Below are 13,561 nucleotides of genomic sequence, written 5' to 3'. Positions count from 1 at the left end.
CCCGGGTGAACTCGGAGAGTAAGGGTTTCCCTTCACGCGAAACCGCTCAACGTGAGGTAAGAGGTCAGCTCGGATAGCTCAAGGTCCTCCGCAGCAGCTGCCGGTCCTGCCCGAGCGCCGCGTGGTCGACGTCCACGGCCCACTGCTCGCCGTCCAGCTTCACGCTCATCACCCCGTTGTCGAACCACGGCCCGTACGCCGTACGCCAGCTCGCGGCGACGTCGCGCACCCCCGCCGACCGCGCCAGCTTGTGCAGCAGCGTCGTCATCCACCGGGTGCCGAGCAGCTTGTTGGCCAGCCGGACGTGCCCCGGGATCGGGTTCCGGAACGGGGACATCGTCAGCTGCCGGATCGCGGTCCCCGGGTGCTCGACGGCGTTCAGCCGCGCCTCGGCGACGTAGCTGCAGTGCACGTCGCCGGACAGCATCAGGATCGAGGCCGGCGGGTCCTCGGAGGTCACCAGCTCCGACAGTAGGTCGGTCACGTCGTCGAACGACTTCCGGAACGACGCCCAGTGCTCCAGATCCATCCCCTGCCGGATCCGCTCACCGACCCGAGAGCCGCGCTTCCCCCAGGCGCCCGACGAGATCGCCTCGTCCCAGCCCTCCAAGTGGTGCAGCCCCGGCGCCAGCAGGAACGGCAGCGTCGACGCGAGCAGCAGGTGGTTGATCGGCGTCGTGGCCTCGATGGTGTGCCGCCGGACCCACTCCCACTCGTGCGCGTCGACCATCGCCCGCTCGCTCGGCTGCAGGTGCCGCGAGCAGCGCGAGTCGACCGCGACCAGCCGCACTCCCCGGCCGAAGTCGCGGTAGAAGCTCCAGCGCGTCGACGCCGGGTCCTCGTCCGCCTCCCAGGCGAACGCGTCCAGGTACGCCGTCCGCTCGTCGTCGTCGCCCAGCGTCTGCATCGCCCGGTACGTCGAGTCCTCGGCCAGCTGCTCCGGCGACAGGTTGCCCAGGTGCTGGTAGACCCAGTACGACGCGTAGGCGCCCACCACGCGGTCGTGCCACCACGGCTGCTGGGTCACCCACCGCCGCCAGGTCAGCGACGTGTTCCAGTCGTCGCGCAGGTCGTGGTCGTCGAGCAGCATGCACAGCGGCACGGTCGAGAACAGCCAGCGCACCGCGGGGTGGGTCCACGCGTCGTCGTACAGCCAGGTGTACTCCTCGAAGTTGCCGATCTCGTCCTGCACCTCCGAGCCGGGCCGCCCGCCGTGCGCCTCGCGCAGCTGCTCCAGTACGGCGTCCGACGGGTCGTCGGCGTACACCTGGTCGCCCAGCAGCAGGATCGCGTCCGGCCGCTCGTGGTCGGTGCCGGCCATCCGCTCGGCCAGCGCGATCAGGGCGTCCGGCCCGAAGTCCTTGAACCCCTGCTCGTCGAACGGCGCCGACCGCCGGCACGACCCGAACGTCAGCCGCAAGCCGCCGTCCGCGTCCGGCGTCCGGATCACGCTCGGCCCGTACGGCGAGTCTTCGAGAGGCCAGGCCACCTCGCCGTCGCAGTGCACCTCGTACGGCGTACTGACGCCCGGCTGCAGGCCCTCGATCAGGACCAGCGCGTAGTGGTGCCCGTGCACCGACCACGTGCTCGCCCGGTGACCGAGGATCTCGACCTCACCCGGCCCGGTGGTCTCCACCCACACGGTCGCCCGCGTCTGGTCGACGTACCGCAGGAGCGGACCCAACTTCAGCTGCATCCGGAAAAGCTACTCCCGGGGTGCAAGTCGGTCAGTCGACGCGCAGCGAGTGCAGGACGAACGAGGCGAGCTCGCGGTAGGCCTCGGCGTCGTTGAGGCCGGTCCGGCGGGCGATGTCGCCGCGCTGGATCGCCTGCATGGTGTGCGCGACCATCTCGGCGGCGAAGCCGATGTCGACCTGCCGGAAAGTCTTGCTGGCGATGCCGTCCTCGATCAGCGTCCGGACCCGGTCGGCGGCGATCCGGGTGTTGCGCTCGTAGACCGAGCGGGCCGGCGCGAACGTCGAGACGTCGTCCAGGAAGGTCCGGCTGGCCGGGCGCAGCGCGTCGGCGACGGCGTTCAGGTACGCGGCGATCCGGCGGTCGTGCCGGGTCTGCCGGGCGACCGTCGCCTCGACCTGGGCGGTGGCGTTCTTGAAGTAGTGCTTGACCACCTCGACGGCGAGCTGCTCCTTGCTCGGCGCGAGCGCGTACAGGGTGGTTTTGCTGCAGCGCAGCTCGGCGGCGAGGTCGTCCAGGGTGAACCGGCTGAAGCCCTGCGTGAGAAACAGGGACAGGAGCCGGTCGAGCAGCTCGGACTGCCTGCGCGTGCGGCGTCCCGGGACGACTGTTGTCATATCGAGACAGCATAGAACGATACTGGAGTTGGGTCGACAGTATCAATGAGAGTATCGTTCGAGGGAGCCGTGGAGAGGGGTGCCTGATGGCTGTCGACCGGTTGCTGCCGACCGAGGAGTCCACCGACCTGCTGGACCTGGTCCGGGACCTGTGCGAGCACGAGCTGGCGCCGTACGCGGCCCAGGCGGAGGAGTCCGAGACCTTCCCGCGCGACGCGTTCCGGACGCTGGGCAAGGCCGGGCTGCTGGGGTTGCCCTATCCGGAGCAGTACGGCGGCGCCGAGCAGCCGTACGAGGTCTACCTGCAGATGCTCGAGGAGATCGCCGCCGCTTGGATGTCGGTCGGCGTCGGGCTCTCGGTGCACACGATGACCAGCTACGCCGTGGCCACGCTCGGGACCGAGGAGCAGCGCGCGCAATTCCTGCCGGACATGATCGGCGGCGAGCTGCTCGGCGCGTACGCGCTGTCGGAGCCGCAGGCCGGGTCGGACATCAGCGGGATGACCACCAAGGCCGTCCGCGACGGTGACTCGTACGTGCTGACCGGGACGAAGTCCTGGATCACGCACGGCTCGCACGCCGACTTCTACACGACCTTCGCCCGGACGTCGGCCGACCCCAAGCACGGGATCTCGGCCTTCCACGTCCCGGCGTCGTCCGCCGGGCTCAGCTTCGGGGCGCCCGAGCGGAAGATGGGCCTGACCGGATCCACCACGACGCTGGTGAACTACGACCACGTCCGGATCCCGGCCGACCACCTGATCGGCGCCGAGGGTGACGGGATGCGGATCGCGCTGTCCGCGCTCGACTCCGGCCGGCTCGGGATCGCGGCCTGCGCGGTCGGGCTGGCGCAGGCGGCGCTGGACTGCGCCGCGTCGTACGCGCTGGGGCGCAAGCAGTTCGGCTCGGCGATCGCGGACTTCCAGGGGCTGCAGTTCCTGCTCGCGGACATGGCGGCCGCGGTCGAGTCCGCCCGGTCGACGTACCTGACGGCGGCGCGGCGGCGCGACCTCGGCCGGCCGTTCACCCAGCAGGCGGCGATCGCCAAGCTGATCTGCACCGATGCCGCGATGAAGGTGACCACCGACGCCGTCCAGGTGCTCGGTGGCTACGGTTACACCCGCGACTTCCCGGCCGAGCGCTACATGCGCGAGGCCAAGGTGACGCAGATCTTCGAAGGAACCAACCAGATCCAGCGCCTGGTGATCAGCCGCGACCTGCTCAGGAGTGTTCGATGAAGCTTGGCCCGTCCGACGTTGCCCTGGTCACCGGCGGAGGCTCCGGCCTCGGGGAGGCGACCGTACGACGGCTGGCCGCGGCCGGCGTCGGCGTCGTGATCTGCGACCTGCCGTCGTCCGCCGGCAAGGCGATCGCCGAGGAACTGGGGGAGCGCGTCGTGTTCGCCCCCACCGACGTCACCGACGAGGCCGCGGTCGTCTCCGCCCTGGACGCGGCCGCTGCTCTCGGCGCCCTTCGCGTCGTCGTGACCTGCGCCGGGATCGCCACCCCCGGCCGCGTCGTCGGCCGCAAAGGTCCGTTGCCGCTGGCAACCTTCCGCCAGGTCGTCGAGGTCAACCTGATCGGCACCTTCAACGTCCTGCGTCTGGCCGCCGAGCGCATGCTTTCGGTGGAACCCACGGCCGATGGTGACCGCGGCGTCTTCGTCATGACCGCCTCCATCGCCGCGTACGACGGCCAGATCGGCCAGGCCGCGTACGCCGCCAGCAAGGGCGGCATCGTCAGCCTCACCCTCACCGCCGCCCGCGACCTCGCCGACAAGGCCATCCGCGTCGTCACCATCGCCCCCGGCACGATGGAAACCCCCATGCTCGCCGGCCTCCCCGAAGAGACCCGCACCGTCCTCGAGCAGCAGGTCCCCCACCCGTCCCGCCTCGGCCGCCCCGACGAGTACGCCGCGCTGGTCGCCCACATCCTCGACAACCAACTCCTCAACGGCGAGGTCATCCGCCTGGACGGCGCGTTGCGGATGCCGCCGCGCTGAATTGGTCTGTGGACAACTCCGTCCGCAGCCTCGAAACCTCGTACCTTCCCTGGCGACAACAACTCGGGAAGGCGGTGTCAGACAAAGATGTACTACAATCTGTCCATGGCTGAGGTGCCGATCAGAGAGCTGAACCAGGAGACGGCCAAGGTGCTCGCGCGGGTGAAGCGCGGCGAGGAGGTCGACATCACCGAGCGGGGCGTGGTGGTCGCTCGACTGATACCGGCCGAGCCGTCACCCATCGGTCGTCTGCTGGCCACCGGCAACCTGCGACCACCCCGGGCCGGCGGCCCACTGCCGCACCCCAAGGGCGACGTACGAACGACTCAGCAGTCCGGCGAGTTGCTCGAGGACCTGCGCGACGAGGAACGCCACTGATGATCTACCTCGACACCGCGGCCCTGGTGAAGCTGGTACGCCGCGAGGTCGCCTCGGACGCCTTGGTCGACTGGCTGAACGCCCACAGCGACCGCCTACTGGTGTCCTCGGCCCTGGCCGAGGTCGAGCTACCCCGCGCTCTCCGCCGTACCGAGCCGGACCTCCTTGCCGCCGTCCCGGCGGTCCTCGCACGCATCGCGCTGTACGAGATCGACGACCTGGTCAGAACCACGGCCGCGGCCTACTCCGACGGCCTGATCCGCACCCTGGACGCAATCCACCTCGCCACCGCCGACGCCGTCCTCGGCGACGACCTGACCGCCTTCATCACCTACGACCACCGCCTCCTCGCAGCAGCCAAAGCCCTGGGCCTTTCCACCAGTTCCCCAGGCGAGAACTGAACCACCGCAGACAACCCTTCCGCCGGGGTCGCCTGCGACCGGGCCGATTCTTCGCGCTGGTTGGGCTCAGGGCTTGTGGATCGGTGGTCGGCCGTGGACCAACTCGTACAGACCGCCGTTGTACGACGTCTGCTGGTGGGGGCCGATGAGCAAGGGCTGCACCACCGCGGTGGTCAGGCGGCGGCGGGTGGTGCCGTCGTCGGTGCCGTTGAAGTGGCAGCCGGCGTAGCGGACCAGGACTTCCTGCTCGCGGTCGCCGGCGCGGGCCTTGAGGACGATCAGTTCCAGGCCGAGGATGTCGATGCAACCGAGGTCCTCGGGGCCGAAGCCTTCGGGGGCGTCGACGATGGCTTCGGCCAGAGCGGCTGCGGCTGGACCGCGAATGAGCGAGCTGGCGATCAGCGCGGCTCGTCGGTGCGGGACCGTCCTCGGGAAAACACCGTCGGCGGGGTCCGAGCCGAGCCGGCTCCTGCTGATGGCGTACCGGCACACGATGATCGAGTCGACGGGACCGAGCGAGGCCAGGCCGCCGGAGTCCGTCGGGCGGAGTACGGGTTGGTGGCGGCGCGCGTCGGCCGGGGAGTTGGCGATCGGATGGTGATCGGGCGGGGCGGCGAGTGGATGGTCCGGCGGGCAGCCGTACGCGTCGGTGCCGTCGATGACTCGGGCGGAGTCCAGAATCCTTTGGCGTAAGGCGTTGTCGTCGCTCAGGACGGTGAGGTAGACCCCGTCGACGACTCGTGTCTCCTCGGTCCAGCCGTGGTCTTCGGGTTGAACTCCTGGTTCCCGAGGTCCGGCGAAGCCCGGCATGTCGGGGATCGGCCGGCCGCGTTGCCTGCGGTCCGCGTCGAACCACAGGTACGACGCCCGGAACGGCAGCGGCGGCAGTGGATCGCGACAGCCGATGCCGCGCACGGCGCCCGGGCGGCCGACGTACGGAGGTCGGAGCTCCTTGACCAGGCAGGGTGGGCTGTTGGTCGTGCCGTAGCGCCAGTCGTCGGGGACCTGAACCTCGACGGATCGGTACGACTCCCAGCGCCAGCCGGTCATCTCTGGATCATCGCACGGGTGGTGGGGTGCCGATCAGCAACAGGTCGAGGGCTGGGTACGACTCGTGGAGCTGATGGACGCCGATGAAGAGTTGGCGGGCGGTGTCGGCGGTGAGTTGGCGCAGGGTCGAGCCGTCGTCGGTGCCGTTGTGGTGGCAGCTGTCGTAGCGGTAGAGAACGTCCTGCGCATGGTCGGTGCCTTGGACGCGGAGGATGAGGAAGTCGCGTCCGGGGTCAGGGCTGGGCTCGGGCGTGCACTGCCGGGAGTCGGAGAACGTCGGGCCGACGCCGGGTGGAGCAGCGAGGAGGTCGCGGACCAAGTGGTCGGCGGCGCCGGTCAGGCGGGAGCTGGCTTGGAGGCGGGCGTAGCGGATGTCCTCTGGGTGGCCGGCCGGAGTGATCGGCAGGCCTTGGACCGAGTACCGGCAGACGCTGACCCCAGTGACCTCACCGACCGACTTGAGTCCGCCCTGAGCAGGTGGACGCACGACCCACCGGTCGGCCTGGGGAGCACAGCCGTAGCTGTCGACCGTCTCAACGACGGCGGCTGATGCGAAGATCTGCCGACGCAGTACGTCGTCGCCGGCGGTCACGGTGATCAGGTGGTCGCCGATCTTCCGGGTCTCACGGACCCAGCCGCCGGCCAGCTGTACGACGCCCGGCCGCTCGCCGCCGAAGACGACGGACGGCGCGACCTGCCGAGCGGGCTTCGGAGTCGGGCACAGCTTGAGCGCCATGCCCTGCATCCCACCCGGACGGAAAACAGTTGCCTCAGGCACCCAATCGTCCTCCGTGCAGTCCGGCGGCCCGGGCCACAGCGACTGCGCCCAGCTGTCCGGCACCTGCAGTTGCACGTCCGCGTACGACTCCCACCGCCACCCCGGCTTGGCTGGAGTCGCCCAGCCACCGACCGGCAGGACCGCCGCTGAGCCGCCGGGCGTCCGGCCGGAGGGGAGGACCGCAGAAGGCAGGACCGCGGCTGGGCCGCCGGGCGTACCGCCGGAGGGGACGACCACAGACGGCGGAACCGTGGGCGCGCCGGTCGGAGCAGACTCCGTGCCGGCGGATTCAGCCCGGCTGGTCAACGCGTTCGCCCCGACGGCCACTACTCCGATCGCAGCTCCCGTCAGCAGGACCGCACCCAACCGACGCCCGATCATCGTCCGGCCAGGTCGTGGAGGATCGGCAGCACCGGCAACTCGGCGTACAGGACCTTGCTCAGCGGCACCAGCGTGTCCGTGGTGAGCCGCCGCAGCGTGGTGCCGTCGTCGGTGCCGTTCGAGCGGCAAGTGGCGTACCGGACGACGACGACCTGTTCGCCGTTCTCGCCGGCCACCGTCAGCAGCAGGTCGTCCCGGCTCCGCGCTTGCTCGCAGTTGGAGGAGCGCATGACCGGCCCGACGCCGGCCGGGGAAGCGCGCAACGCGTCACCCAGCTGCCGCGCGGTGTCGCCGGAGATCTGGAGGCCTGCCTGGAACACGCTGGGGTTACCCGGCAGCTGATAGCTGTAGACGCACACCCGGATCGACTTCACCGCGCCGATCGCGGCCAGCCCAGGTCCCGTGGGACGTTGCCCGTCACCCAGTACGGCGGGACGCGCGACGCTGCACCCGTTCGGATCCGTGCTGCCCATCCGCTCCGCCGAGTCCAGGATCCGCCGCCGCAGCGTGGCGTCGTTGCTGAACACCGCCAACGGCACACCGGCGACGACCCGGACCTCCGTGGCCCACCCATGGTCGAACCGCGTGATCCCGGGCTTGGCGTCGGAGTCGTCGAACCACAGATGAGGTACCCGCTCGGCCAACGCCGGGACCGGCTGACAGCCGACCGCCTGCACCGGCCCACGCCATGGCCGCCCGACCCGAGGCGCCCTGCTGATGCCATCAGGCCAGAACTGCTCACCGCAGGACCAGGTACCCGAGTACGTGACGTCCGCCCAGCTGTCGGGGACCTGCACCTTCACCGTGCCGTACGACTCCCACCGCCACCCCGGCGCCGCCGGTGTGCCGACCGGAGGCGTCATCGACGCCTTCACGTCAGCACGCGAACCCGAATCCCCACCTCCACCCGAACCCAGGCTCCCGCGCGAACCCGCACCGGAGTCCCCACCCGAACCCAGGTCGCCACCCGCCCTCCCACCTGCGCCAACGTCGCCACCCACTCCGGCCCGGGCCCCGGCGTCACCCCCAGCCGCGGTCGGCGGGTCGCCCAGCGCCCTCTCACCCAGCACCAACGCCGCCGCCACCCCAACCACACCCAGCGCCGCAGCACCCTTCCTCCCGATCGGCCTCATCACAGCACCGGTCCAGGTGGGCCGTAGAGCAGTTGGTGCAGCACGTTGCGGACCCCGTTCGGCTCGTGCACTCCGACGAAGATGGCCTTAGCCGTCGCGGACGTTGCCTGACGCAACGTCGTACCGTCGTCGGTGCCGTTGTGCCTGCACCCGGCGTACCGGTAGACGACGTCCTGGTCGTGCGCGCTCCCGTCGACCCGCAGCACGATCACCTCGCCGCTGGGATCGTCGCCGCAGGCCCGCTGATCGGTCACCGTCGGCCCGGTCCCAGGCGGCGCCGCGATCAGGTCACGCACCAGGCGAGCGGCGACGGGGCCGGTCAGCCGCGAGCTGGCCTGCAGTGCGAGATCGTACGGCGCTCGGTCGTCGCGCGGTCGAGGTCCGCGCGGTTCCTCGTAGCGGCAGACACTGACCGACGCGACCTCACCGACCGTCGTGAGCCCACCGTGCGCCGGCGGCCGCACGATCTCGTTCCGCGCGCTCGGCGACGCCGGGTCGCAACCGTTGCCATCGGCATCGGTCACCACGCCGGCCGTCGCGAAGAGCTCGGCCCGCAAGGCGTCGTCGGCGCTGGTCACCGTGACCAGCTGCTCGCCGATCCGCCGTGTCTCTTTGGTCCACCCGTCGGCGTACCGGACCACGCCGGGCTGATCGCCCGTGAACTCCAGTGACGGTGCGACGTGCTGCTGCGGCGCCTTCGGGTTCACGCAGGGCTCCAGCATGGCGAGGACGGCACCGCCCGGGCGTCGAACGATAGGCTTCGGCTCCGTCTGGTCCAGGTCGCAGGGCGTCTTCAGCCCAGCCCACAGCGACTGCTCCCAGTTGCCCGGCACCTGCACCTGGACGTTGCGGTACACCTCCCACCGCCACCCCGGCTGCAACGGCAAGGCCTGCGGCTCGGTCCCGACCGCGGTCTCTTCCTGGCCGAGCACTACCCTCCCGCCGACCACCAACGCCGCCACCGCGACAGCGGCCAGCGCGATCACCACGGACCTCCGCACCACGGCCCTCATTTCAGCAGCCTCGTCAGCAACGGACCGCGTTCCTCGGGGCGGCCGACGGCGTCGAGCAACGGGCCGGCGGACGCTTTGGTCAGGAGCCGGATGCGCTGACCGTCATTCGTGTCGAGCGGTCCGCACGAGTCGAGCCGTACGACGACCTCCTGCTCACCGCGGTCGCCGCGCACCTGCAGCACGAGGACCTCGTTGTCCGAGGTCGCGCATCGACTGCTGTGCGTGCTCGACAACGGCGTTCTGCCGGTCTCGTCCTCGCTGGTGGCCGCGATGTCAGGTAGTGGTGCGTCGAGGAGGGCGGCACCGACCTCGCGCGCCTGGTCGCCAGTGAGCCCGGCGCTGGCCAGCAGCGGTGGGACTCGCGGGTACGGCGTGGAGTTGTACGCGCAGATGCCGATCGACTCGACGGTCCCGACCGAGGCCAGGCCGTCACCGGCCGGCCGGTACGACGGCTGCGTCGCGACAGGGTGCGTCGGAGCGCAACCGTTGCTGTCGGCCCCTTCGATTACCCGCGCCGACGCGAGCACCCGCTCGCGGACCGCGTCGTCGGTGCCGAAAACCTCGACTTTCAGGGCGCCCACCGCCCGGACCTCCTTCGTCCAGCCGGCGTCGTACCGCGTCACCCCCGGCGCCGCGTTGAAGTCGAACAACACGTAGGGCACCCGGTTCGCGGGTGCGCCGACGTCGACGCCTCCCCCCACAAAGACTCCACAGCCCATCGCAATGCCCGGCAGCATGCTCGGCCGCCCGACCCAGCCCGCCATCCGGGCCTTCTCTTTCGGGCACGTCGCCAGATGACCCGCGTTGATCTCCGTCCACGCGTCAGGAACCTGGACCTCCACATTCGCGTACGACTCCCAGTGCCACCCCGCCGGCGGCTGCGCCACCGACGGCGCCGGAGCGACCTCAGGCCGCACCAACGAGTGAATCCCCACACCGACCACCGCCACCGCGGCACAAGCCAGTACGGCGGCGCCCGCCGTCCGCGCCCGGCGCCGACGCCGCAGCCGGCGATGGACCGTGCCGAGCAGCGTCGCGTCGGAAGGCGCCGAGCCGGCGTGGGACTCGAGGCTTCGGGTGACCAGGGTCTCGGCCGGATCGTTCATCGGGGCAGCCTCTCCAGGACCATCGGCCTCAGCTGCGGCGAGTAGAGCGCGTGGACCAGGGGCAGCAGCGCGTCCCGGGTCAGCTGCCGAGCGGTGGTGCCGTCGTCGATCCCGTTGTGGTTGCAGGTGTTGTAGCGGACCGACACCTCCTGCTCGCCGGCGCTGCCGCGCACGGTGACCAGCAGGTCGTCGCGGAACCGCGTCTCGCAGTTGTACGGGTCGTTCGGGCCGCTCCCGGCCGGTGCGGACCGGAGAGCGCCGACGAGTTCGCGCGCCGCCTGACCGGAGAGCGCCGTACCAGCGAGCAGTTCGGCGTCCTGCGGCAGACCGTTGATGCCGTAGCCGCAGATCCGCACCGAGTGCACCTCGCCGACCCCGTCCAACCCGGGCCCGGTCGGCCGCCGGCCGTCACCCACCACCGGAGGCGGCGTCGGCGAGCAACCGTAGGCATCCTTGCCGTCGATCGGCGCCGCCGAGTCGAGGATCCGCCGCAGCAGCGTCTGGTCGTTGCCGAAGGCACTCAAATGCACGCCGTCGACGACCCGGACCTCCTCGAGCCAGCCGTGGTCGTGGCGGTACACGCCCGGTGGCCGGCCCTCGTCGCCGAACCAGAGGTGCGGCATCCGGTCGGCCAGTTCCGGGATCGGCCCACAGTCCTGCATCGTCACGGCGCCGCGCACCGGTCGCCCGACCTGCGCCGTCTTGGGAACGGCTGGCGAAGGCTGCCCGTAGGTGATCGGCTTGCAGGTCCACAGGTGGCTGTAGAAGGTGTCCGTCCAACTGTCCGGGACCTGCACCTGCACCGTGTCGTAGGACTCCCAGTGCCAACCGTTGTCGGCCGACTGGAAATTCGGCCTGTCAGTAGTACCGGAAGGACTGGTCGCGGGGACCGAGGAGGGCGCGGCCGCAGGAACCGGCCCGTCGCGGAGTACTCCCACACCGGTAGCCGACGCGGCAACCGCCGTACAGGCGAGTACGCCGACTCCGGCAGTGCGCGCCCGGCGGCGCCGGCGGATGCGGTGACGGACGTCGGCCAGCAGCGTCTCGCCGCTCGGCGCGGAGTCCGCGTGGGTCAGCAGCGCGCGGGTCAGCAAGGCGCCGGTCGTGGAGTCGTCCGCCGGATCGTTCACAGCTGCTCGACCTCCTTCAAGGTTGCGCGCAGTGACGACAGCGCGCGATGGATCTGGGATCGGACCGTGGCCGCCGTGCAGCCGAGGATCTCGGCGATGTCGGCGTCCGGAAGGCCTTCGTAGTACCGCAGTACGACGGCCGCGCGCTGCCGGGTCGGCAAGGACGCGCACAGCCGCCAGACCGCGTCGGCATCGGCGTACGACGCCGCGTGGTCGGCGCTGGAAGCGCCGCCGAAGGCGTCCGGGTCGTCGACCGGGGTCTCGCGGCGGAAGAAGCGCCGCCAGCGGGAGATGTCGGCGTTGACGATGCACCGCCGGACGTAGGCGTCGGGGTCGGCGCCGATTCGCGACCAGCGCGGGTACGCCGCGATCAGCGCGTCCTGCACCGCCTCCTCGGCCCGTCCGCGGTCCCGGGTGATCAGGTACGCGAAGCGCAGCAGCCCGGCACCCCGGTGCGACACCCAGGTGTCGAAGTCCGGTGGATCATCTGTCATCTGGTCCCCTCCCACGTTCTAACCACGCCAGGGAAGGGCCAGACGTTGCACCCGAGTACTACTCGGAATCAGGCGGCGCGGTCGGCAGCGCCAGCTTCTCGTCGGGCTTCGCGCGCAGGACGGTGTCGACGTACGAGCGGGCGGCCTCCATCGTGTCGACCTCGTGGCCGGCCTGCTCGGACAGGAACCAGCGGTGCTCGAGCACCTCGTGGAAGACCTCGGCGGGCTCCAGCTTGCGGTTCAGGTCGCGCGGGACCGAGCGGACCACCGGCTCGAAAACGTCGGTCAGCCACTCGTGGGCGACGATCTCCTCGTCCTCGTTCTGCTGGTCGGTCGAGGCGGCGTACGAGTCGAGGTCGTTGAGCAGGCGGCGGGCCTGGTTCTCCTCGACGTCCAGGCCGGTCAGCCGCAGCAGCCGCCGGGAGTGGTGGCCGGCGTCGACGACCTTCGGCTGGATCCGGACCTGGCTGCCGTCCCAGTCGGTGATGATGTCGATCTCGGCGACGTCGAAGCCGAGCTCGTTCAGCCGCCGGATCCGGGAGTCCAGCCGGTGCATCTCGTCGGTGGCGAACTCCTCGGGCGCGGTCAGCTCGGCCCACAGGGCGTCGTACCGGTCGTTGATCGACTGGACCGTCTCCTGCGGGTCGATGTCGGCGTCGAGCAGACCGCCCTCCTGCAGGTCCAGGAACTCGCCGAACAGGTTGATCTCGGCGGTGTAGAGGTCGTGCGCGCGCTGCCCGTCGGAGATGTCCTGGTGCAGCTCGCCGGTCTCGGCGTCCACCAGGTACGCCGCGAAGGCGCCCGCGTCGCGGCGGAACAGCGTGTTCGACAGCGAGCAGTCGCCCCAGAAGAAGCCGAGCAGGTGCAGCCGGACGATCAGCGCGACCAGGGCGTCGATCAGCCGGTTCACGGTGTCGGGCCGCAGCGTGCTGGAGAACAGCGCCCGGTACGGCAGGGAGAACTGCAGGTGCCGGGTGACCAGGATCGAGTCGAGCGGTTCGCCGTTCTTGTCCAGCCGGTCGGTGATCACGCCGACCGGTTCGACCGAGGGGGAGTCCAGCCGCTCGAGGTCGCGCAGCAGGCGGTACTCGTGCATCGCGAGGTGCTCCATCACCTCCTTGATCGCGTAGACGCTGCCGTTGACGCGGACGAAGCGGACCACGTGCCGCGAGATACCGCGGGGGAGCGCGACCAGCTGGTCCTCGGGCCAGTCCTCCAGCGGGACGTCCCAGGGCAGTGCGAGCAGACCGGTGTCCGGGCGGGTGGCGACGAAACGAGGCACGTGCCCCAGTGTGTCAGTTTCCTGCGGCGGAAGCCGGTGACGGCCGTGGGTCCGTGACGAAGATCTGCCCGAACCCGAACGCAAGTGAACGCAAATACTTG

14 protein-coding genes are annotated in these 13,561 nt (G+C 70.6%); 4 read left to right on the top strand and 10 right to left on the bottom strand.

Annotated elements, in window-relative coordinates:
* Window positions 1–64: 64 nt before the first annotated feature.
* Complete coding sequence (locus tag ABD235_RS18560) at window positions 65–1,696, bottom strand: DUF7800 domain-containing protein (RefSeq protein WP_344175577.1); 1,632 nt, start codon at window positions 1,694–1,696, stop codon at window positions 65–67.
* A 31-nt stretch (window positions 1,697–1,727) separates the two neighbouring features.
* Window positions 1,728–2,312 carry a TetR/AcrR family transcriptional regulator gene (locus ABD235_RS18555; RefSeq protein WP_012918703.1) on the bottom strand — a complete coding sequence of 195 codons (585 nt, stop codon included), beginning with the start codon at window positions 2,310–2,312 and terminating at the stop codon, window positions 1,728–1,730.
* 86 nt (window positions 2,313–2,398) lie between these two features.
* On the opposite strand from ABD235_RS18555, the gene ABD235_RS18550 reads away from it, so the two are divergent.
* The 4 genes from ABD235_RS18550 to ABD235_RS18535 all read left to right on the top strand — a co-directional run bounded on the left by ABD235_RS18550 (window position 2,399) and on the right by ABD235_RS18535 (window position 5,093).
* On the top strand, window positions 2,399–3,550 hold the full coding sequence (locus ABD235_RS18550; RefSeq protein ID WP_344175574.1) for an acyl-CoA dehydrogenase family protein: 1,152 nt from the start codon (window positions 2,399–2,401) through the stop codon (window positions 3,548–3,550).
* A complete protein-coding gene (locus ABD235_RS18545) occupies window positions 3,547–4,314 on the top strand; it encodes an SDR family NAD(P)-dependent oxidoreductase (RefSeq protein WP_344175572.1) in 768 nt (255 codons plus the stop codon). The genes ABD235_RS18550 and ABD235_RS18545 overlap by 4 nt, the downstream gene beginning before the upstream one ends.
* A gap of 105 nt (window positions 4,315–4,419) precedes the next feature.
* Complete coding sequence (locus ABD235_RS18540; RefSeq protein ID WP_344175570.1) at window positions 4,420–4,692, top strand: type II toxin-antitoxin system Phd/YefM family antitoxin; 273 nt, start codon at window positions 4,420–4,422, stop codon at window positions 4,690–4,692.
* On the top strand, window positions 4,692–5,093 hold the full coding sequence (locus ABD235_RS18535; protein WP_344175568.1) for a type II toxin-antitoxin system VapC family toxin: 402 nt from the start codon (window positions 4,692–4,694) through the stop codon (window positions 5,091–5,093). Before ABD235_RS18540 ends, ABD235_RS18535 begins: the two co-directional genes overlap by 1 nt.
* A gap of 66 nt (window positions 5,094–5,159) precedes the next feature.
* Here the strand turns inward: ABD235_RS18535 and ABD235_RS18530 are convergent, their stop codons facing one another.
* The 8 genes from ABD235_RS18530 to ABD235_RS18495 all read right to left on the bottom strand — a co-directional run bounded on the left by ABD235_RS18530 (window position 5,160) and on the right by ABD235_RS18495 (window position 13,460).
* Window positions 5,160–6,143, bottom strand: coding sequence for a hypothetical protein (locus ABD235_RS18530; protein ID WP_344175566.1), 984 nt, complete (start codon window positions 6,141–6,143; stop codon window positions 5,160–5,162).
* Window positions 6,144–6,150: 7 nt separating this feature from the next.
* Complete coding sequence (locus tag ABD235_RS18525) at window positions 6,151–7,158, bottom strand: hypothetical protein (protein WP_344175564.1); 1,008 nt, start codon at window positions 7,156–7,158, stop codon at window positions 6,151–6,153.
* A 140-nt stretch (window positions 7,159–7,298) separates the two neighbouring features.
* A complete protein-coding gene (locus tag ABD235_RS18520; protein WP_344175562.1) occupies window positions 7,299–8,165 on the bottom strand; it encodes a hypothetical protein in 867 nt (288 codons plus the stop codon).
* Between the two features lie 269 nt (window positions 8,166–8,434).
* Window positions 8,435–9,448 (bottom strand): hypothetical protein, encoded by a 1,014-nt coding sequence (locus ABD235_RS18515; RefSeq protein WP_344175560.1) that lies wholly within the window; start codon window positions 9,446–9,448, stop codon window positions 8,435–8,437.
* Complete coding sequence (locus tag ABD235_RS18510; RefSeq protein WP_344175557.1) at window positions 9,445–10,554, bottom strand: hypothetical protein; 1,110 nt, start codon at window positions 10,552–10,554, stop codon at window positions 9,445–9,447. The genes ABD235_RS18515 and ABD235_RS18510 overlap by 4 nt, the downstream gene beginning before the upstream one ends.
* Window positions 10,551–11,684: a hypothetical protein gene (locus tag ABD235_RS18505; RefSeq protein ID WP_344175555.1), complete on the bottom strand. Its 1,134-nt coding sequence runs from the start codon at window positions 11,682–11,684 to the stop codon at window positions 10,551–10,553. The genes ABD235_RS18510 and ABD235_RS18505 overlap by 4 nt, the downstream gene beginning before the upstream one ends.
* Window positions 11,681–12,178, bottom strand: coding sequence for a SigE family RNA polymerase sigma factor (locus tag ABD235_RS18500; protein WP_344175553.1), 498 nt, complete (start codon window positions 12,176–12,178; stop codon window positions 11,681–11,683). The genes ABD235_RS18505 and ABD235_RS18500 overlap by 4 nt, the downstream gene beginning before the upstream one ends.
* A 58-nt stretch (window positions 12,179–12,236) precedes the next feature.
* A complete protein-coding gene (locus tag ABD235_RS18495) occupies window positions 12,237–13,460 on the bottom strand; it encodes a DUF4032 domain-containing protein (RefSeq protein ID WP_344175551.1) in 1,224 nt (407 codons plus the stop codon).
* Window positions 13,461–13,561 lie beyond the last annotated feature (101 nt).

Origin of the sequence: Kribbella lupini (genome assembly GCF_039529595.1) — a bacterium.
Taxonomy (GTDB): Bacteria; Actinomycetota; Actinomycetes; order Propionibacteriales; family Kribbellaceae; genus Kribbella; species Kribbella lupini.
The sequence above is the reverse complement of the archived record's forward strand: the minus strand, read 5'-3'. Positions and strand labels throughout refer to the sequence as shown.